Origin of the sequence: Enterococcus hulanensis, from assembly GCF_005405485.1 — a bacterium.
Lineage (GTDB): Bacteria > Bacillota > Bacilli > Lactobacillales > Enterococcaceae > Enterococcus_A > Enterococcus_A hulanensis.
Genome location: NZ_BJED01000012.1, coordinates 84981 through 105364, shown reverse-complemented (window position 1 = coordinate 105364; position 20384 = coordinate 84981). Strand labels below are relative to the sequence as shown.

Annotated in this window: 21 protein-coding genes; 17 read left to right on the top strand and 4 right to left on the bottom strand. The window is 40.9% G+C overall.

All coding sequences use genetic code 11. The features are described from left to right. Positions 1 to 24 precede the first annotated feature (24 nt). The gene (locus FFR60_RS14135) at positions 25 to 840 is read right to left on the bottom strand and encodes a MerR family DNA-binding transcriptional regulator (RefSeq protein WP_137664649.1); all 816 of its coding nucleotides are present in this window, start codon (positions 838 to 840) and stop codon (positions 25 to 27) included. 108 nt (positions 841 to 948) lie between these two features. On the opposite strand from FFR60_RS14135, the gene FFR60_RS14130 reads away from it, so the two are divergent. The 5 genes from FFR60_RS14130 to rsgA all read left to right on the top strand — a co-directional run bounded on the left by FFR60_RS14130 (position 949) and on the right by rsgA (position 4996). Further along, entirely contained in the window at positions 949 to 1317 is a 369-nt protein-coding gene (locus FFR60_RS14130; RefSeq protein ID WP_171004943.1) for a DUF1694 domain-containing protein, read from the top strand. A 125-nt stretch (positions 1318 to 1442) separates the two neighbouring features. After that, positions 1443 to 2390 carry a LacI family DNA-binding transcriptional regulator gene (locus FFR60_RS14125; RefSeq protein ID WP_137664647.1) on the top strand — a complete coding sequence of 316 codons (948 nt, stop codon included), beginning with the start codon at positions 1443 to 1445 and terminating at the stop codon, positions 2388 to 2390. Between the two features lie 40 nt (positions 2391 to 2430). After that, positions 2431 to 2811 carry a VOC family protein gene (locus tag FFR60_RS14120; protein WP_137664646.1) on the top strand — a complete coding sequence of 127 codons (381 nt, stop codon included), beginning with the start codon at positions 2431 to 2433 and terminating at the stop codon, positions 2809 to 2811. A gap of 87 nt (positions 2812 to 2898) precedes the next feature. Beyond that, the gene (locus FFR60_RS14115; protein ID WP_137664645.1) at positions 2899 to 3222 is read left to right on the top strand and encodes a carboxymuconolactone decarboxylase family protein; all 324 of its coding nucleotides are present in this window, start codon (positions 2899 to 2901) and stop codon (positions 3220 to 3222) included. A gap of 433 nt (positions 3223 to 3655) precedes the next feature. After that, positions 3656 to 4996, top strand: coding sequence for a ribosome small subunit-dependent GTPase A (gene rsgA, locus FFR60_RS14110; protein ID WP_137664644.1), 1341 nt, complete (start codon positions 3656 to 3658; stop codon positions 4994 to 4996). 42 nt (positions 4997 to 5038) lie between these two features. On the opposite strand, the gene FFR60_RS14105 is transcribed toward rsgA, so the two are convergent. Then, a complete protein-coding gene (locus FFR60_RS14105) occupies positions 5039 to 5635 on the bottom strand; it encodes a TetR/AcrR family transcriptional regulator (protein ID WP_249355008.1) in 597 nt (198 codons plus the stop codon). A gap of 181 nt (positions 5636 to 5816) precedes the next feature. Here FFR60_RS14105 and FFR60_RS14100 point away from each other — a divergent pair, with 181 nt between their 5' ends. Beyond that, positions 5817 to 6518 (top strand): ABC transporter ATP-binding protein, encoded by a 702-nt coding sequence (locus tag FFR60_RS14100; RefSeq protein ID WP_088932845.1) that lies wholly within the window; start codon positions 5817 to 5819, stop codon positions 6516 to 6518. Positions 6519 to 6529: 11 nt separating this feature from the next. Further along, positions 6530 to 9322, top strand: coding sequence for an ABC transporter permease (locus FFR60_RS14095; RefSeq protein ID WP_137664642.1), 2793 nt, complete (start codon positions 6530 to 6532; stop codon positions 9320 to 9322). A 53-nt stretch (positions 9323 to 9375) separates the two neighbouring features. On the opposite strand, the gene FFR60_RS14090 is transcribed toward FFR60_RS14095, so the two are convergent. Continuing rightward, positions 9376 to 9792 carry an Lrp/AsnC family transcriptional regulator gene (locus FFR60_RS14090; protein WP_088932843.1) on the bottom strand — a complete coding sequence of 139 codons (417 nt, stop codon included), beginning with the start codon at positions 9790 to 9792 and terminating at the stop codon, positions 9376 to 9378. Between the two features lie 142 nt (positions 9793 to 9934). Here FFR60_RS14090 and FFR60_RS14085 point away from each other — a divergent pair, with 142 nt between their 5' ends. The 4 genes from FFR60_RS14085 (at position 9935) to FFR60_RS14070 (ending at position 13166) form a co-directional block, all read left to right on the top strand. Beyond that, the gene (locus FFR60_RS14085) at positions 9935 to 10525 is read left to right on the top strand and encodes a DJ-1/PfpI family protein (RefSeq protein WP_137664641.1); all 591 of its coding nucleotides are present in this window, start codon (positions 9935 to 9937) and stop codon (positions 10523 to 10525) included. Between the two features lie 97 nt (positions 10526 to 10622). After that, positions 10623 to 11087 carry a VOC family protein gene (locus FFR60_RS14080; RefSeq protein WP_137664640.1) on the top strand — a complete coding sequence of 155 codons (465 nt, stop codon included), beginning with the start codon at positions 10623 to 10625 and terminating at the stop codon, positions 11085 to 11087. Between the two features lie 174 nt (positions 11088 to 11261). Further along, a complete protein-coding gene (locus FFR60_RS14075) occupies positions 11262 to 12074 on the top strand; it encodes a MerR family transcriptional regulator (RefSeq protein ID WP_137664639.1) in 813 nt (270 codons plus the stop codon). 24 nt (positions 12075 to 12098) lie between these two features. Further along, complete coding sequence (locus FFR60_RS14070) at positions 12099 to 13166, top strand: BtrH N-terminal domain-containing protein (RefSeq protein ID WP_137664638.1); 1068 nt, start codon at positions 12099 to 12101, stop codon at positions 13164 to 13166. Between the two features lie 32 nt (positions 13167 to 13198). Here FFR60_RS14070 and FFR60_RS14065 read toward each other — a convergent pair whose 3' ends face one another. Next, the gene (locus tag FFR60_RS14065) at positions 13199 to 14671 is read right to left on the bottom strand and encodes an AcpB/EbpR/MafR family transcriptional regulator (RefSeq protein ID WP_137664637.1); all 1473 of its coding nucleotides are present in this window, start codon (positions 14669 to 14671) and stop codon (positions 13199 to 13201) included. 171 nt (positions 14672 to 14842) lie between these two features. Between FFR60_RS14065 and FFR60_RS14060 the strand changes: the two genes are divergently transcribed. The 6 genes from FFR60_RS14060 (at position 14843) to FFR60_RS14035 (ending at position 20381) form a co-directional block, all read left to right on the top strand. Then, the gene (locus tag FFR60_RS14060; protein WP_137664636.1) at positions 14843 to 15574 is read left to right on the top strand and encodes a TraX family protein; all 732 of its coding nucleotides are present in this window, start codon (positions 14843 to 14845) and stop codon (positions 15572 to 15574) included. Between the two features lie 20 nt (positions 15575 to 15594). Further along, positions 15595 to 16071 carry a GNAT family N-acetyltransferase gene (locus FFR60_RS14055; protein ID WP_137664635.1) on the top strand — a complete coding sequence of 159 codons (477 nt, stop codon included), beginning with the start codon at positions 15595 to 15597 and terminating at the stop codon, positions 16069 to 16071. 123 nt (positions 16072 to 16194) lie between these two features. Continuing rightward, on the top strand, positions 16195 to 16803 hold the full coding sequence (locus FFR60_RS14050; protein WP_137664634.1) for a PepSY domain-containing protein: 609 nt from the start codon (positions 16195 to 16197) through the stop codon (positions 16801 to 16803). Between the two features lie 452 nt (positions 16804 to 17255). Further along, complete coding sequence (locus FFR60_RS14045; protein ID WP_137664633.1) at positions 17256 to 18077, top strand: PRD domain-containing protein; 822 nt, start codon at positions 17256 to 17258, stop codon at positions 18075 to 18077. 105 nt (positions 18078 to 18182) lie between these two features. Continuing rightward, positions 18183 to 18947 (top strand): carbohydrate deacetylase, encoded by a 765-nt coding sequence (locus FFR60_RS14040; RefSeq protein ID WP_137664632.1) that lies wholly within the window; start codon positions 18183 to 18185, stop codon positions 18945 to 18947. A gap of 18 nt (positions 18948 to 18965) precedes the next feature. Then, entirely contained in the window at positions 18966 to 20381 is a 1416-nt protein-coding gene (locus FFR60_RS14035) for a PTS transporter subunit EIIC (protein ID WP_137664631.1), read from the top strand. Positions 20382 to 20384 lie beyond the last annotated feature (3 nt).

Here is a 20384-nt window from a genome sequence, read left to right as displayed (position 1 = left end):
TTCCCTATTAGACAGCTTCCAATTTTAAGAAACTGACTCGTGTATTTTTACAGGCATCCGCACTTCGAATGTCTGTTCTATTTCTGCGCTTTGCTGGGCATACATTTCTAATTCAAATAGGATAATCGCTTCTTTGCTGGCAGCAACTCCCGATGAAGAGCGATAGACCTCGTGGATATCGGCTGTCTCGGTGATTTTTGTTAAGTAGCGAGTTTGCGGTAAACGGATGACATTGTCGTATTGTTTATTTTGCGGATTCTCCTCAAGGGTCAAAAAGATGAAGGATTCCGTTTGCTGATTATTGACTTTTAAGGCGATGCCGCCTTCATAGATGGCTTCTAAACCTAACCCAGTTACGCGCTTGAACATTTGGTTTAAAGCAAAATGATAGTCGTTAGTTCCGATTTCTCCAGTAAAGGGCTCCAGCCAATAATCGGTTGGTTCGATGGTGAGGTATAGGCCCGCTTTTCTTTTTCGCAGCGTCTCGTTGCGCTGAACATCCTTCTTCATCTCCTCTAAAAAGTTCAGCTTCTTTTCAAACTCCGCGACTTTATTTCTTACCAGCTTGATTCCAGTATCCAATACGCTGTCGACATCGATCGTGGTGCCGTCAAGCGCTAAAAAGTCTTTGATATCTTTAAGAGGAATGCTGATCTCGGCGCAAAGCTTGATCATATCGACTAAGTAAATATGTTCGCGAGAATAATAGCGATAGCCGTTTTCGGGATTGATGTAAGTTGGAATAAGGATACCGATACGATCATAATATCTCAGGGCTTTAACGTGGATGCCGGTCAGCTTAGCTAATTTCCCAATGGTTAGTAATTCTTTTGTTTGCATGTTTTCTCCTTGACCTTCCCTTTAAGGGATAGTTTATAACTGCTTTATAGCATATTTTAGCAAGGATTTCAAAGTTTGAAAGTGCTTTGATTAATGGAGGGGAGCAGCATGATTTTCAAAAAATTGATCAGCTATCTAAATCAGCGGCAGGAAAAGGCCAACAATCGCTTGATTGAAGAACGGGTTCTGCTGGGCAGTGATCGGCAAAGGGTCCTGTATTTTCTAACCTTCAAGGAATTGCATGAAAATGTTGAGGCCTCAATGAATCAGCTGAGGACGCTGTTGCAGCGAAAGGGCAAGCTAATCATCAACGGCAACTTGAAGCTGCCCATGATAACAAAATTGATGCTGCTGTCAAAACGTCATGATCGGCATTTTACGATCGTGGTAAATGACGGGTATCGTTTATCGATGTTGCAGGACATCGAGAAGAAGGAGCACTTGGCGGTTATTTTCGAGGAAGAGCCATCAGAATAGAATGCAGGAGCAGTCGAAGAAGCGGCTGTTCCTTTTTTTAATAAAAAATATTGACATGGGACGCGTCCCATAGTTTATATTCGTATTAGAGGAATTAGTGTAAGCTAGAGCTAGGAGGTGGGCGTTTGGTAAATATTCGTGATATCGCTAAAATGGCAGGCGTTTCGAAAACTACTGTCTCACGAGTGATCAATAATCATCAGTATGTGTCTGAAGACATTCGAGAAAAAGTACAGGCAGTCATGGAAGAGACCGGCTATGTGGTCAATGGGAATGCGGTGAAATTAAGCAACGGCAAGAATTATACGCTGGGTGTGACTTTGCCCTACAATAATTCCTGCTATGATCGTTTAGTCAATAGTTTATTGTTTCATGCTAGGGAAAAGGGCTATCAGGTGCTGCTTTTGCCTACCTATTATGATGAAAAAACGGAAAGCGAGTATTACTCATTACTTGAAAAACGTATGATCGATGGCTTGGTTTTAGTATCCCGCGCGAGTAATTTAGAAAATTGGACCAAGCTCAAATCCAGAGGCCGGATCGTTTCCACGGAAAAGGTCGCCGATCCTAAAATTCCCATGATCTACCCTGATCGAAAAAAAGCTTACGAGCAGCTGTTTAAGGATTTGGCGCAGCAGGGCTATTCAAAAGTAAGCTTCACCAATAAGCGGCCGCTTTCTGAAAGCACCAGTGCCAGAGACAAGGCAGAGTGTTACCAGCAATATTTTGGTGAAGTGGTTGAAGGGCAGAATTTCTTTACGGGAGTGGAGGGCTATGACAGCGGCTATTATTGGGCGAAGGAAACCTATAGCGATTTGCCGCTGCCTGAAATAATCTATGCCAATGCGGATGATACGGCTGCAGGGATCATTAGTGCCTTGCAGGAGCTAGGATTCACCCATAAAAAGGATTACCAAATCATCGGCGAAGGGAATCTGGCATACAGCCAGCTGCTGAATTTTTCTACGATCGATTTTTTGCCGGATGAAATCGGAGCAGCAGTGATCGATTATATTTTATCGGATCAAAAAACGATTCACACAGCCAAGGAACCAAGAATTATCAAAAGATAAATACTCACTAAAATTTGGAAATAGGAAAGGAACCTAAAAAATGCATATCGAACACGTAGCCATTTGGACAAAAGACTTGGAAAAAATGAAGGAATTTTACGAGCACTACTTTAATGTTACCAGTACAGAGCTTTATCATAATAAAAAGACCGGCTTTAAATCTTATTTTGTCAGCTTTGAATCTGGCAGCCGCTTGGAGCTGACTTCTAAGCAGCATCTCTCAAATCGTGTGGCGGAAAGCTTAGGCTATACGCATGTGGCGATCTCAGTCGGGACAAAAGCGGATGTCGATGCCTTTGTTGAAAAATTCTTAGCAGACGGATTCCCATTATTGAACGGACCAAGAACCACCGGCGACGGCTACTATGAAGCAGTCATCCAAGATCCCGAAGGAAACCTGATCGAGCTTACAACAGATTAATTCCCATTCAGCAGCCGAAACTTCGGCTGTTTTTTTGCCTAAAGCTGTATAATTAAAAGAGTAAAAAACGAAAGGCGGCGAATAAGTTTGGAACAAAGCAGTGAAAGAAAAGTCTACAATGAACGTTTGGCCCAAGAGGATGATTTTTTTAAGCAGTTTGGCGAACTAGATTCTCAAACCTATCAAGCCGATGTTCTTGATAAGCAGCAAAAGGAAATGATCGGGCTGACTATTTCCATCATTTCGAAATGTGATGAGTGCATTCTTTATCATTTAGAGGAGTGTCAAAAAGCCGGGATCACGCGGGCTGAGGTGATGGAGGTCGTAAAGCTGACAGTGATCGGCGGCGGATCGGTTCTTTATCCTACTGCTCGGAAGATTTTGCGGCTGTTAGATGAGCTGAATTATTAGCAAAAAGAATTTTAGGTTGATTTGCCATCTTATGATTTGCTATACTGAGCTTGAAAATAAATCAACCACCTATGAATGAATGGAGCATGTTTTGTGAGTGTCACAGGTATCTAATCAATAAGCTGAATAGCCGAATAAAGTGCGTTTTATTTGGTGTGCTTGTGGAAGTGATATCTGTCGAATGAATGGGAAAAGTGTATTCTCAAGACGATAGTATGACTATCGTCTTTTTTGTCGTTTCAATTTTTGCAGTTTGAAAAAGCTGGAGCGAGGAAGACCGGATTCTTTTTGATACTTTTTAGGTGAAAAATTTATTTTCGCGGCAGATATCATAGTAAAAAAATTAACGAAAGAAGGACATGATGTATGCTATCGGAAATAGAGGCTTCACGACAAAGGAGAAAGAATAAGACAATGGGAGAAAAACAAATCTATGAATACACCAATTATCGAAAACCACCCAGCTGAAATGATCGCACAGGTCACAGCTGTTTATAAGGACCTATTTGAAATTACGACAGAAACTGAAAAAGGGTTAGCAAGGATCAAACGCAGCCACTATCAGGATCAACCGTCCGATTATCCAACAACGGGTGATTACGTCGCTGTTGACTGGCGGGGAACAGACCAAAGTATCATCTATCGTACATTGCCGCGGATGTCGAGCTTGTCACGGCTGGATTCCTTTAAAGGCACAGAGCAGATGATCGCCGCTAATTTTGATTATGTGATGATCCTGCAATCGATTGAACATGACTTTAACTTGCGCCGTTTGGAACGTTATTTGACGCTTGCTTGGCAATCAGGCGCGATCCCGCTGGTTTTATTGACGAAGATAGATACAGAGAAAGACTATTCTGATCAGCTTGTGGCGGCTCAGAAAATCGCATTAGGAACAGAAGTCCATGCCATCAGCGCACAAACCGGTGCAGGAATAGCGGAGCTGAATCAATACTTGCAGCCAGAAAAGACCGCTGTTTTAGTTGGCTCTTCCGGTGTCGGCAAGTCGACCTTGATCAATCGCTTATTAGGCAAAGAGGTCATGGCGACTAGTGCGATCCGGGAAAAAGATGGCCGCGGCCGCCATACCACGAGTCATCGTCAATTATTCCAGTTGGCAAATGGCGCGAAGCTGATCGACACGCCGGGAATGCGGGAAGTCGGGATGTGGGATGTCCGTCAAGGTTTAGAAGAAAGCTTTGCGGATGTTGAAAGCTATTTTGGCAAATGTAAATTTAACGACTGTCGTCATCAAAGCGAACCTGATTGCGCAGTCAAAGAAGCGCTGCGAAATGGCGAGCTGTCCTCAGAGCGTTGGGAAAGCTATCTTAAACTTCACGCGGAAGCGAAATATACGAATGACAAAACCGCGTATTTACGAGAAAAAGAAGTTTGGCTAAAGGATATCAGCAAGTTTGCGCGCCAGCTAAAAAGCAATTATCAACATACTGCCTGCAGCGAAAGCTTTATTTGTCAGGAATGCGGGATGCCGGCTAATCCTGAAAGTGCAGGAAGCCAGCATCGTAATCATTGTCCTCATTGCTTGGTTAGTCTGCATGTGGACAATCGACCAGGAGATCGCGCGTCGCTGTGTAAAGGACGAATGGAGCCGATCAGTATTTGGGCAAAGGCCGATGGCGAATGGGCAATCATTCATCGCTGCCGCGCTTGCGGCACCTTAAAAAACAATCGCGTGGCCGCCGATGACAATCAGCAGCTCTTGATCGGTTTGGCAGAAAAAGCCTTGAAGCATCCGCCGTTTAAAATAGGGTAAAAGAAAGCGTTCAGGTCAATTCCTGAACGCTTTTTAGCTGCTTTAAAGCAATAGTTCATAAGGGGAGATTTGTTTGGCTTTGGTGATCATCACCGCTATTTCTTCTGGCGTCTCAGCGGCATCCTTTTTGATCCATAAAACCAAGATCGCGACCATACTCGATAATAAGATTTCTCTCGCGTAGTCTTCCGGCAGCATTTTTTGCGAGAAGGTCAGCTTTTCGGATTGCTGGATTTTTGAATCGATCATCTGGCTGAGAATTTCTTTAATCATCAGGATGAAGTTAGGATCGCCCCCGTCGCTGGCCAAAGTTTTGATAAAGTCAAAATCATTTTTTACATAGATCAAAGCCTTTAGGATCGCATCGTAGGGAATCAGCTCGATCGGATCATTCAAATTCTCGGTATTTTTATCAAATAGCAAAATCTGCTTTAGATCGTTAATGGCCTGCTCCTCTAATTTTTCCATTAGATCATACTTGTCCAAATAATGAAGGTAAAAAGTTCCGCGATTAATCTTCGAATCGCGCGCCAAATCACTGACGGTCACATTGTCTAAGCCTTTATCTTTCACTAATTTGATGAAAGAATTTTTAAGTTTTGCTTTTGTTTGCGTACTTCTTTCTTTTGCCAATTCCATCTTCCTCCTTATTTTTTTGTTAAAGGCCTGCATTTCTTAAGAAAGCTCATCCCCAGCTATAACGCTTGCCAAAACCTTAAATCAACACTTTTCAAAAACTGATTATTGTCTTCCTGTCACCTTGATTCTATACTCTTACTATAAATAAATCAACACGTTGTTAATTTAAGGAGGTACAAATATGAGTTACATTGAAGTAGTAAACAGCTATAAACGTTATCAGATGGGAGATAGTGAAATTGTCGCGAACGAAAATATCTCTTTTGAAATTGAAAAGGGTGAGTTATCCATTATTCTGGGCGCTTCGGGTGCCGGGAAGTCGACCATCTTAAATATCTTAGGAGGAATGGATTCAAATGATTCTGGAAAAATAATTATCGATGGGAATGATATTTCAAATTACAATTCGAAGCAATTGACAAAGTATCGCAGAGAAGAAGTTGGTTTTGTCTTTCAATTTTACAATTTAGTTCCCAATTTGACTTCAAAAGAAAATGTCGAGCTGGCTTCGGAAATTGTAAAAAACGCCTCTGATCCAGTGACAGTATTGCAGGAGGTCGGCTTGGCAGAGCGAATAAATAATTTCCCGGCGCAGCTATCTGGTGGTGAACAGCAGCGGGTCGCCATCGCGCGGGCAGTCGCCAAAAATCCTAAGATCCTACTTTGTGATGAACCGACTGGTGCATTGGATTATCAAACAGGAAAACAAGTTTTACAAATCTTACAAGACATGAGTCGTATCCAAGGGGCCACCGTCATCATCGTTACCCACAATGCCGCGATCGCTCCAATCGCCGATCGAGTCATACGGATGCGTGATGCTAAGGTCAAAGCAGTCGAGGTTAATCATAACCCGCAAAAAATTGCTGATATTGAGTGGTAGGTGAAGGAAAAATGAAGAAAAAATTATGGAAAGATATTTTTAAATCAATTGCTAAATCCAAAGGACGTTTCGTATCCATTATGGGGCTGATGATGCTAGGTTCATTTGCATTGGTAGGGTTAAAAGTAACGGGACCGGATATGCGGGCGACCGGCGAGGATTATTCTGCAAAGCTGAATGTTGCTGATGTTACCGTCATAGGCGGGCTGGGGATCGATAAAAGTGATGAAGCGCTGATCGATCAGGCTAAGGGTTTAGAAAAAGTTGAGTATGGCTATTTAAAGGATGTTGTGATTAAGGACACGGACGATAGTGTGCGACTATTCTCAGCGTCTGACAATGTTTCGGAGTATCAGCTCACGAAAGGGCGGCTGCCTGAAAAAAGCAATGAAATAGCCCTTAGTCAAATGTATGCCAACGAGTACAAAATCGGTGACCAGATCGATTTTACCGAAAAGCAGGATCAGACCAGCAGTTCAACCTTAAAACGCCATAACTTTAAGGTCGTCGGCTTTGTTTATTCAGGTGAGATCTTATCGAATGTCAATTTAGGCCAGTCGACTGCTGGAACTGGAGCATTAAAGGGCTATGCCGTTGTTTCTAAAAATGTTTTTGATGTGGATTATTATATGCTGGCGCGCTTGACATTTGATGATACTAAAAACTTAGATCCCTATTCGACAGCGTATACCGATAAAATACAGGAACATAAAGATGATCTGACGGAGCTTTTAAAAGGTCAGCCTGCCCAGCGCTTATCTTCTATTAAAGAAGAATATCAAACGCGAATCACTGACGGGCAGCAACGCATTGATAATGCGAAACAGGAAATCACTGCTGCTCAGCTGCAGCTGGATGAAGCCAAGCAGCAATTAGACAGCAATAAAGATGCACTTCAGGCAAAAATGCAGCAAGCAAATGAACAGAATATTCCATTACCAGCCGAGGCCAGCCAACAATTGTCCAGCGCTCAAGCCGAGCTGGCACTGAAGGAACAGGAATATGAGGAAAAAAATCAAGCCTTCCAAAAGAAAAAAGGAGAAGCAGAAGCCGAAATCAATCAAAATGAACAGCGATTGACTGAAGCCCAAGAGACACTTGAGCATTTAGAGGAGCCAGAATATTCCTTAAACAGTCGGCGCGAAATTCCCGGCGGTGAAGGGTATAAGATTTATAGTTCGCTTTCTACTATCGTTGATGCGTTAGCCAATGTTTTCCCGATTTTTCTTTATTTTGTTGCAGCCTTGGTGACGTTCACTACAATGTCACGCTTCGTCGAGGAAGAGCGGACGAATACGGGAACATTAAAGGCCTTAGGATATGACAATCGAGATGTCATGAAAAAATTTACGTTTTATGGCTTGGTTTCAAGTCTTTCCGGAACGGTTCTAGGAGTGATTTTAGGCCACACATTATTGCCGCTGATCGTTTATAACGCCTATCATTCCGGCTTTACTGTTCCTAAAATCGGAATGCACTTCCATTGGCAGGTGACACTGGTCGCCTTATTATTAGCGCTGTTCAGTGCGGTTTTACCTGCGTGGCTAGTTGCCGTAAAAGAATTAAGAGAGAAACCGGCACAATTATTACTGCCGAAAGCGCCAACGGCTGGTTCAAAGATTTTATTGGAAAGAATCACTTTTATCTGGAAACGCCTGAGCTTCACTCATAAAGTAACGGCGCGCAATATTTTCCGCTATAAAAAACGAATGCTGATGACTATTTTTGGTGTCGCCGGTGCGGTTGCTTTGCTTTTTGCAGGCTTCAGTGTGCAGCATTCGATCAGTGGGATCAATGACCGGCAATTTGGGGACTTGATTCGCTATGATATGATCGTGGCAGAAAACAATTATGTGACCGATGATCAGCAGCAAGAAATTGACGATTTATTGAACAGCTCGTCGATTGATAAAAAGGAAGCTGTTTGTTATGAGGAAATGAGTAAAGTAGCTGGAGCGAATCAAGACAAACAGTCTATCAAACTAATCGTTCCAAGTAATGAAGAGCAGTTTTCCGACTATATCCAGCTTGAAAATCGTCAAACCGGTAAGAAAATTGCATTGCCGGATAATGGCGTAGTCATTTCAGAGCGATTAAGCAAATTGCTAAATGTTGAAAAAGGCGATTCCATTGTCTTAAAGGACGAAAATGATCAAAAGCGTGAGATGAAAGTCAGCGGGATCACCGAAATGTACATGGGCCACTTCGCGTTTATGAGTCAAGAAGGCTATCAAAAGACGTTTGACCAACAGCCAAAAGATAATGCTTACTTAGTTCGGTTAAAAACCAGTACGGTAAGCAACACAGAAAAACAAGCGGCTAAATTTACTAACCTAAGCGGAGTCAAGGGTGTGGTTCAGAATACGACGCTGACGAACCAAGTCGATACGATCGTCCATTCATTGGATAAAATCATGACGGTATTGATTATCATCGCAGCACTCTTAGGAATAGTAATTCTTTACAATTTAACGAACATCAATGTTTCCGAACGAATCAGAGAGCTGTCGACGATTAAAGTTCTTGGCTTTTATGATAAAGAAGTCACGCTGTATATTTATCGCGAGACCATTTTACTGACCTTAATGGGAATCTTGACTGGTTTCGGCGTTGGCGAGCTGCTGCACCGGTACATCATTACCGTGGTTCCTCCCGACGATGTGATGTTCAATCCAGCTTTATCCGTCACTAGTTTTGTTATACCGGCGGCCATTATTTCTCTAGTCACATTGGTCCTAGGGTTCGTGGTAAATCGACGCTTACGAAATGTTGATATGTTGGAGGCATTGAAATCTGTCGATTAATGGTTCACATAACAAAAACAGCCGCTCAGTTTTTTTCTGAGCGGCTGTTTCATTTAAACCGTATCATTTGCGGCTGATGAAAAGACGATATGGGTGGAAGGTGTGCCAAAGCGCATCGTTTCATCAATAAAGGCTTCCAGCAATTCCATATTCTCGGCAACGACTTTGACCAGATAACTGTAATACCCGGCGATCCGATAATACTTCAGCACCATCGGCTGATTTGAACAAAATTCGCGGAAGGCTTTGCAATTGACCGTTTCAAACATAATGAAGGCGGTGATGCTTTTTCCCATTTTCTGATAATTGATGTTGATCGTATATTTGTCGATGATCCCTGATTCCTCCAGCTTCGTGATCCGCTCTTTGACGGCGGGAGAACTAAGGGCTACTTTTTGAGCAATCTCACTGTAGGACGCACGAGCATTTTCTTTCAAGAGATTTAAAATTTTTTTATCGGTCTCATCCATTTCCATGCCTTCTTTCTTTTTTTAAGTGAAAGAATAAAAATTCTTTAGATTATAAAGCAGTCAAACAAAAACAGCTTAAAAACTGACTGTCTGATGAAGTAGTTATACTTTATCATAAATGAAACGAAAGGGAGGAACTCAAATGAAAAAAATATTATTGCTATTAGCCAACGGCTTTGAATCCTATGAAGCGAGTGTGTTCACAGATGTGTTTGGCTGGAATCTTTATGAAGGTGACCGATCAACCGAGCTAGTTTCGGTTGGCTTGCATCCAGTTTTAGCGTGTACATGGGGATATTCCTGTATTCCGATGCGCCAGCTAAAAGAGATCGACATCAACGAGTTTGATGCGTTGGCGATTCCCGGCGGTTTTGAGGAAGCCGATTTTTATGAGGATGCCTTCAACGAAGAATTTTTAAACGTCATTCGCCAGTTCGATCAGCAGAATAAACCAATCGCAGCGATCTGTGTCGCCGGATTGTCCATCGCAAAAAGCGGGGTGCTAAATGGCCGCACCGGAACGACCTACCGTTTTGAAAATAATCCGCGGCAAAAAAAAATGAGGGAAATGGGTGTTCAGGTAAAATCAGACGAACGGATCGTGGAGGATCAAAACATCATTACCTCCTCCTCACCGGAAACTGCCTTGGATGTCGCTTTTCGCTTATTAGAAAAATTAACCAGCAAAGAAAATACGATCGAAGTCAAACGCAGAATGGGTTTTACCTGTTAGCGAATAAAAGCTCGCATAATCCGGCAAGCTTAGCGAGCATATCTAAATCTCCGCATGTTAAACTTAACTAGAAATATAGTTAGTAGGGGGAGACAAAATGAAATTCAAAGGTCCAATGCTAGTCGTAAAGGATATCGAACGTGCTAAACGATTTTATACCGAAGTGATCGGTGTTCGGGTGATCGCTGATTTTGGAGAGAATGCTACATTGACTGGCGGCTTAGCCTTACAGACCGAAAGCTCGTGGTCAACATTTACCGATTGTACCAGTGATTTTTTCAGCTACCATGGCAACGATGCCGAAATGTATTTTGAAGAAGAGGACTTCGACGGTTTTCTTGAAAAAATTGCCGCACTGGAGGTCGAACGTGTCGGCGAAGACCTGGAAATGCCATGGGGACAAAAAGTCATACGCCTGTATGACCCAGACAAGCACATCGTTGAAATTGGTGAAGACATGAAAGTCATGATGAAACGGCTGCGCGCTACCGGCCTATCCATTCAACAGCTTTCAGAGAAAACCTTTATATCGCCGAAAATGGTGGAGCGGATGTTGAAATAGAAATGACGAGGCAGTGATCAAACCGATCACTGCCTTTTTATATATAAAGTAGATCAGCAGAAAATTTCTGATTCTGAATGGAGATTTTAGTTTTTTACAATTTCTGATTGACTCCCACGTTACGTGTGACTCTATACTATAGGTAAGCTAGCGAAACGAAAAAGGAGAAAAACTATGTTTAAAATCGGAGAATTCTCAAAAATATCCAATACCACCGTTCGAACACTGGATCACTATGCCGCTTTAGGGCTTTTAGCACCGAAAAAAATCGATAATCAAACCAATTATCGTTACTACTCAGCAGAACAATTGTCGCAATTAAATCAGATCAAGCTGCTGCAGCAAACGGGTTTGCCGTTAAAAACAATCAAAGAGATCATTGAAACCAATGATTTAGACTTTTTAGAAAAGCATTACAATCTCCAAGAGGAAAAACTGCAGGAGGATCTAGACGAGCTGTTGAAAAAACAGCGAATGGTTTCCCTGTTAAAACAAAACATAAAAGAGGGAAAAAATATGACTCAATACAATGTCGTAGTTAAGGAGATTCCAGAAAGAAATGTACTTAGTGTTCGTGAAGTGATCGCGGATTACATGTCAGAAGGAGAGCTGTGGTTCAAGCTGCAGCAGGCAGTTACAGAAGCGAATGCCAAAATGAAGCAGCCGCCATTGAATATGACTCTCTTCCATGATGTAGAATATGTTGAAAAAAATGCGGATGTGGAGGTTCAAACAAGTGTGGTAGGGGAATACCCAGATACGGAGACCGCGAAATTTAAAAAAGCGCCGGCCTTCATCATGGCGTCAGTAACCTTCAGCGGCAGCTTTGATCAAATGCCGCAAGTAACGCAGACGATCGCAGAATGGCTGGAAGCCAACGAGTACAAAATCGTCGGTCCGATGATCAATATTGGTCACGTGTCACCGGGCGAAGACCCTAATCCTGACAATTGGGTCACCGAATCAGGCTTTATGGTCGCCAAATAAGCTTCTATTAAAAGGAGGACCCCAGTGAAATTTATTATTGAAGACTTCAAGCCTTCAGGCGGCAAGCACTGTATTACTAATGCACTGAAGCAGCTTTTTGATTATTATCAGCATCCACTATCAGAGGCCATGCTTTTTGGGATTGGCTCAGGACTGGCTTTTACTTATATTAATTTAGCTGCTTCACCGATGGTATCAGGCAGAAGCAAGCCGATCGAATTTGAGCAAATACTCGCGGAGCGCTTAAAAATCAATAGTAAGTGCCGCCAGCCTAAAAACTATCAAGTCTGTTTTACAAAAACGAAGAAATTACTTCAACAAAAGCAGCCTATTCTGATCTACACTGACATGCCCTTTATGAATTATTTAGGACTGGACCCACACAGTCATTTTGGCGGGCATGCGGTAGTGCTGTTCGGCTACGATGATCAGCAGGAAGTTTTCTATGTGAGTGATCGCGATAATTCTGATTATCCGATCCGGACACCTAAAGGGGACATCGCCAGTGACTACCATCTGGTTAGTTATCAGGAAATGGAACAGGCACGCAGCAGCAGCTTTCGACCATTTCCCGCTAACAATAAATATTTTGAATTTGATTTTTCGAGCTATGAAGAGCCTCAGACGGATATGATAATTACGGCGATAAAAGATACTTGTGAAAGCATGCTGCGACCGCCAGCGAAATTGTTGGGGATCAACGGCATCGTCAAGTTTTCGCAAGAAATAGAAAAATGGAAAAAGTTTGATCAAAAAAAGCTGCAAACGGCAGGTATTACGAATTATTTTCAAATCAGTAAGGACGGTGGAACAGGCGGCGGGATCTTTCGAAAACTGTACGGTCAATTTCTGCTAGAAGCCGATCAGTTGATTCCAGATCGAGGGCTGACTGCTGTCGGCACCGGATTTATCAAACTGGCTGATGAATGGGATGCTATTGCTGAGGAGCTATGGACCTTAGGAAATACTGGTGATGCTGAAATGCTGCCAGCCTTGAGCGAGCAGCTATCGACACTGGCGAGCACCGAGAGACATTTATTAGAACAATTGGAAGCGTTGGTCACTGAAACGCATGAAACACAAAAAAGTTGATTGAACGGGACTGTTCAATCAACTTTTTTCGCTTAATTCAAATAGGCCAATTGCTTAATCAAGGTGTTCATTCGATATTCTTCAATTTTCCGACCCAAAGCAGATAAGGTTTTTGCTGATGGAACATCCTCCAAAACAAATAGACGTTCCTCAGGAATAGCAGGGGTGGAAAAATTGGTTATATAAAGATCGGAAATCAGTGATTCTGGCGCTGTTTCAGAATAGCTTTTGTCAGCTTTGATATCTAACAAAAGCTTGTCATGATAATTCTTATCCAGATAATAAGCTAAAAACTTCGCATGCTTTGTTCCCAAATCACTGCAAACTTCCGTAGAAACAGGTTTTCGCAAGCCATCCAATTGTTCAGGCAGGCCATCCCAGTAAATAAATAATTCGAATAAAATCATATGATAATACATCGAATACCAGGGGAAATGGCTCTTCGCTTCCTGATCCTTCAATGTTTTCTCCAACACTTTACTGAAAACAGAAAAATCCTTTTGGATCGTCAGACTATTATAGAGCTCACGATTGTAGGCAATGTATTTTTCGTAAGGATAGGCCTTGTAAGAATTGTAGACAGACTTCAATAAACCAATACAATTCTCACGACTCGGTTCAGAAATAGTGATGCCTAAAGCATTGATGATCAAAGAAAGCGTGGTGTTGCAAAGCCGCTCGATCCTTACTTCCTCTTCGGCATTATCCCAGGCAAAGTCGTACCAAAAGATCGTTTGAATCAGATCATCTCGTTTGGCTTCAGTGATTGGCAAGTCAAATTCTGTCATCAGCTGATTGATCGGCGGCTCATAACGCGCGATTTTTTCAGCCGTCAGCAGTTTTCGTTTCGAAGTGCTGTGAAAGCCTTGTTCCTGACGAATCAGACTAACCGCCAGTAAAAAGGCACATTCGGTTTTTTGCAGAAAGCTTAGTTTTAAATCGAATTGCTCATTTGCCTGAGTGATCATCGAGATAATGGCTTGTTGATCAAGTTTAAAGGGCCATTCGTAGACATCATAAACCTCCAAGAAATAGCCAGCCATGAACAGGCGAACCTGAAGTTCATCACCAACAAGCATCAGGTTATTTCGATCTACCTGCAATCCCCGCATTTCTAAGCCTTCATTTAATTTAACGATCCGTCGATAGAGGCTTGAGGAACTTAGAAATAGTTCCTTTTCTAAATCCGTCCGTAATTTTCCCGGCTGGAAAAAGAGAATTTCTAATAGCTGAAAGGTGGGAGACTCTTTAAGAATATCAGAAAAAATTTCATGAACCGTATGATTGTCTTTTTCACTCAAATGCAAATCACCGGTCGCATTTCTTTCGATTTGAACGATATCCTTCCATTGATCTTCAATTTCTTGGCAATCGTTTAAAATGGTCTTTGGAACCGCGTTCACTGCTTCAGCCAATTTTTTTACGGATACATAGTTGTTAGCCGTTCGCAGATGTTCGATTAATTCAATTTGACGATTTTGTGTAGAAGATAAGGCATGTCTCATGTTAAACCTTCTTTCAATCGATTGATACTTTTAGTATATAGGAAAAATTCTTAGCTGAAAATAATAAAGAGTATAATAATCAAAGTCTTTTTCATCATGGCAATAAAAAAACAGGATTTAGCGATTCATCTATGTCATACTGAATTTATCAAGTTTGAAGGGACGTGCAGCATGAACAAATCAATTGATGGTTTTCGATTAAAAGTAATCGCAATTGTCGCGATGTTGTTAAATCATATCGGCAGCGGTTTTAATCTTTATGAACAATCCAGCATCTTATATTTCTTAACTGAATTTATTGGTAAATTGACTTTTCCAATCATGGCTTATCTATTGGTTGAGGGCTTTTATTATACCCGTAATCGAAAAAAATATGCTGGCAGAATGGCAGTATTCTGGATAGTCTCCATTTACCCGTTTCACATGCTTTTTAGTAGTAGTCATTCCTTTAGTCCGATCGAGCTGGTCAATAATATCTTTTTTACCTTGCTGATGGGGTTGCTGCTGATGATGTCTTATGAGAAAGTGAAAACTCCATTATTAAGAACTCTGCTGGTCATTTTCTTTTCAGTCAGTACAATTTTCTCCGATTGGTCCTTGATTGGATTACTGCTGATCTTTGGTTTTTATAAAGGAAAAAATAAACAGGCGGGGATCTGGTGGCCGATTGCTTATACGACCGCTTTTTTAACCTTGTTATTAGCTTTGATGCACAGCACCGCGCCTGATTTGGTTCCGCTATACGAAGTATTTACTGGTTTGGGAACGTTGCTGGTGATTCCTCTATTAAATGGCTACAATGGCGAAAGAGGCTACTCGCCCAAATGGGTGAAGTGGGGATTTTATGGCTTTTATCCAGTACATTTAGTGGTTTTAGCCTTGATCCGTATGTTGATTCGCTAAGTTGAATATAGGAGATGAAAATGGAATATCGTATTCGAAAATTGAAAAAAGCAGAATATCCGCTGTTAAAGGAATTTTTATACCAAGCTATTTTTCAGCGGGATAAGAAAAATCCGATCCCGCGATCGGTCCTTGATGATCCGGCTGTGAATGTCTATGTTCAGGATTTTGGCAATTATCAAGAAGATTTTTGTTTGTGCGCTGAGACAAAGGAAAAAATTGTCGGGGCTGTCTGGGTCAGAAACATCCAAGGATTTGGTTCGATTGACGATCAAACACCGGAGTTCGCGATCTCACTTTATCCGGAATATCGCGGACAAGGGATTGGTACAGCTTTGATGCTGGCGATGCTGCAGCATTTGAGGGAAAAAGGATACGCTCAAACTTCCTTGGCTGTTCAAAAAGATAATTACGCCTTGAAAATGTACAAACAGGTCGGTTTTGAGATCGTTGATGAAAATGATGAGGAGTATATCATGCTTTGTAAGCTGAAATAATTTATAAATTTTACAGATTATAAAATAAATGAGATGATTAATTAAGCTATTAGGGCGCAAGACGGATTCAAATCGGTTTGTAAAGATTATAAAATGATAGAAAAGAGATAAGGAGTGGATATTTTGAAGAAAATAATTATTTTAGGTTTATCAGTTGCACTATTAGGCGGTCTGGCCGGCTGCAACTCAGATTCAGATGATTTAAATAGTTCAAATAGTTCAAGCTCTACTTCAGAAAAGACATCACAAACGAGCAAAAGCCAAGCAAGTAACGAAACAAACACCAATTTTAAAGTCAGCGTAGAAGATGCGATCAAGGCTTATCAGGAGGCTTACCCTGATAGTGATATCACATCGATTGATTTAGAAACATCCTTTGGCAGCTATTTGTACAAAATCGAAGGAGTCGATGACAACAAAGAATATGAAGTACGAGTAAACGCCGACACCAAGGAAGTCTCTAAGGAACGTGAAGAAGAATTAGATATGGAAGATAAAGAAGGCGTGAAAAGAAAAGAAGACAAGCTGGATTTAGAAAATCTCTTAAGTATTGAAAAAGTTTCCGATATTGCGACTAAACATGTCGGCGCTGGAAAAGCCACCGACTGGAGCTTAGACAAAGACTTAGGCACCACTTATTGGGAAGTCAAAGTAATGGATGGGCAAAAAGAAACTGAAGTGAAAGTTGATGCTCAATCAGGGGATATCTTAGAAAGCGAAACAGATGATTGATAAATTTTGGTTTAGATAATTCTATATCAAACTTTTGCAAAGCTCATGGTCAATGGTTGACTATGGGCTTTGCTGTTTTAAAACGAAATAAATAATAAATTGCGATGTTAACTAAAAAAAGCGTCTTGGATAATATTGAATTTTAGAATCTATTCGGTTATCTGTTATAAAAAGATAACTATGCCGGAGTTTAGCTGAATTTATTTTAGAAAAAAGTAGAATTATTTAGTTTAAATATTGTTATTAGTAAAAACCAGTATTAAAAAATATAGACTTTGAAAAATCGTTGACAGCGCTTTTTTTATTTGCTATATTAAGCGTGTAAATAAAAAGGGTGTTACTATTAAATTAGGCACGACCTAGGAAAGACACTTTCCTTAGGTCGTTTTTTGTTGTTTTAAAGGATTTAGAACAACGGTTCAAAGTATTCTACAGAGAGGATCGGTGCAACGATGAAGGTTGTTAAAAAGATCAACCATAATGTGGTGCTAATTGATGATGAGGGAATCGAAAAAATTGCGATGGGCAAAGGAATTGGTTTTTCTGCCGTCGTCAATCAAACATTTGATCCAACTCTTGCAGATAAATTTTTTACTTTAGATTCTAAAGAAAAAACAAAAATGTTTAGTGAAATGGCAGCACAAATTCCGATTGAGTTTATAGATTTTTCGGAAGAGATTATTCAGTTTATTTCAAAGAGGATCAAGTCTCCTTTAGACTCGAATATCTATATTGCATTGACAGACCATATCTATTTTGCGATCCAGCGGCAAAAAGAAGATAGTCAAGTGTCAGCCATCATGTTGCCGGAAATGAAGCTGTTGTATCCTGATGAATATGAGACTGCGAATGAAGTAGTTGCTCTAATCAATCAGCGTTATAACACGGAATTAGGTGCGAATGAGGTTGGATTTATCACAATGCATATTATCAATGCAGAGTTGGGCGAACGCAATAGTTTAAATAGTTTGAAGATTTTAGAACTGACGAAGATGATTTTACAGGATTTAGAGAAGACTCATGGCTACCAATTCGATAAGGATTCCTTGACTTATCATCGTATGATGATCCATATTAAGTTTTTAGTAAAACGCTTAATTTATAAGGAAGAATTGCCAACGGAAAATATTGGCTTTTTCACCAATACGTTTAGAAAAAGTCAGCCGTACCAAACAGCACTAGCGATCAAGAAAATGATTGAAGAGAAATTCCAATTGGACGTTCAAGAAAATGAGGTCATTTATCTGGCGATCCATTTAGCAAGAATTCAATAATAGGGCGTAACTATTAGGTAGGCGCAACCTTTTGAACCACAGAGAAAAATTCTGTGCTCATTAGGTTGCGTCTATTTTTAGTATAAAAAAGAAAGGAAGGAAAAAATGGGGAAAGCAATATTCAATTCAGATGACTTTGGCTACAGCTATGGTGTGAATTATGGCATTGCGGATGCCTATCAACGTGGAATCTTAACTTCAACCACTTTAATGGCGAACATGCCAGGATTTGACCATGCGGTAAAGCTGAAAAGGGAGCTGCCTGATTTAGGTGTGGGTGTTCATTTGACGCTGACATGCGGCAAGCCGCTGTTAAAAAATGTGGATAGTTTAATGGCTGGTGACAGTTTTAAGCACTTATCTTTTTATACGCAACCTTTTGAAGTAGACAGCGATCAACTTTATCAAGAATGGAATGCACAGATTCAAAAGGTTTATCGAGCGGGAATAATTCCAACTCACTTAGACAGCCATCATCACACACATACTTTTGGAATGAATCAAGAAGTAGTCATCGCGTTGGCGAAAAAATATGATTTGCCGGTTCGAGGAAATTTTGAGAAAAAAAACGAAGTTCGACACGTAGATTATTTTGAACCATATTTTGATGATGTTGGAGAAACGATTCTCGAGAAGCGGCAAATTGATTGTTCTATTGAAGAATATTTGGAGGATTTATTGTCAGTTTTACGTGAAAAGAAATCGATCGAGATCATGTGCCACACTGCTTATCTTGATCAAGAATTGTTGAATGGATCGAGTTTTGTGTATCCAAGAATCAATCAAGTAGAATTTTTGATTCATTCAGAGTTCGCACAACAGGTTAAGAGGGATTGTTTGATTGAGTTAGCAACATACAAAGATATATAGCCTAAGGAGGAGAAAAAAATGTCAACTTTTAAAGCAAACATACAAAAATTAGGTAGAGCGATGCTGCTGCCTGTGGCTGCAATGCCATTGGCCGGCTTGATCATGCGCCTTTCAGCTGACGATATGTTGAATATCCCAGTGATTGGAGCAGCCGGAAATGCTGTATTTGGGAATTTGGATATTCTATTTGCGATTGGTGTAACGATTGGATTTGCGAAGACGAAGGACAAGGGAATTCCGGCACTTACAGGATTCCTAGCGATTGCCACTTTGAAAAAAGGCTTAGAGATCATGAATCCGGCTGTCAATATGGGAATATTCGGCGGGATCATATCAGGGCTGATCGCAGCTTGGACCTACAACCGTTTCAAAGAACAGAAACTGCCGATGGTGTTTTCTTACTTTGCTGGTGAGAAGTTCCCCTTGACGATGGTCATGATCTTGCAAACTATTACCTCGGTCGTTTTTGGTATCTTATGGCCGTTCGCTCAAGCTGGAATTGATAGCTTTGCCAGATTGTTAGTGAATATGGGGGCTTTTGGTGTCGGAATTTTCATGTTCTTGAATCGTTTGCTGATTCCTTTTGGACTTCATCATGTGTTGAATACTTATGTTTACTACGACCTAGGTAGTTACACTTCACCCAGCGGAGAAGTATTCCGAGGTGAAATGACTCGTTTCATCAACGGCGATCCGCAAGCTGGACTTTTCTTATCAGGATTTTTCGTAGTCATGATGTTTGGTGTACCGGCTATCTGTTTAGCGATCTATCGTGCGGCATTCAAAGAAAACAAAGAGATGGTCAAAGGAATCATGGGTAGTGGTGCGGCGACATCGTTTATCTCAAACATTACAGAGCCTGTGGAATTTAGTTTCATGTTTATTTCGCCAATGCTGTACGTTGTTCACGCAGCTTTTGCCGGATTAGCGGGGATCGTCTGTTACTTGTTAAACATTCGAATCGGCTTTACTTTCGGTGCGTGTATCGTTGATTACCTGATTAATTTTAGGATAGCGACCAATGCTATTCTGATCATTCCAATCGGACTCGTCTTCTTCGCACTGTATTATTTCACTTTCTACTATTTAATTAAGAAACGTAATATTTCAACATTAGGAAGAGAAGCGGCAACAGAATATGGAACAGAAGCAGTCGAAGAAGAAAAAGAATTAGATTTAGCTAGTAAAAATTATGAATACATGGCGAAAAAAATGCTGCAGGCTTTCGGAGGAGCGGAAAATGTTTCTGATGCCTTCAGTTGTAATACGCGTTTAAGAGTCGAAGTTGAGAATCCATCGATTGTTGATGAACAGCGCATTAAACAATTAGGGGTTAGCGGTGTAATTAAACCGACAGAAAAAAATTACCAAGTCATTATTGGATTAGAAGTCACTTATGTAATGGCAGAATTTAATAAATTATTGGAGCAATAGAAA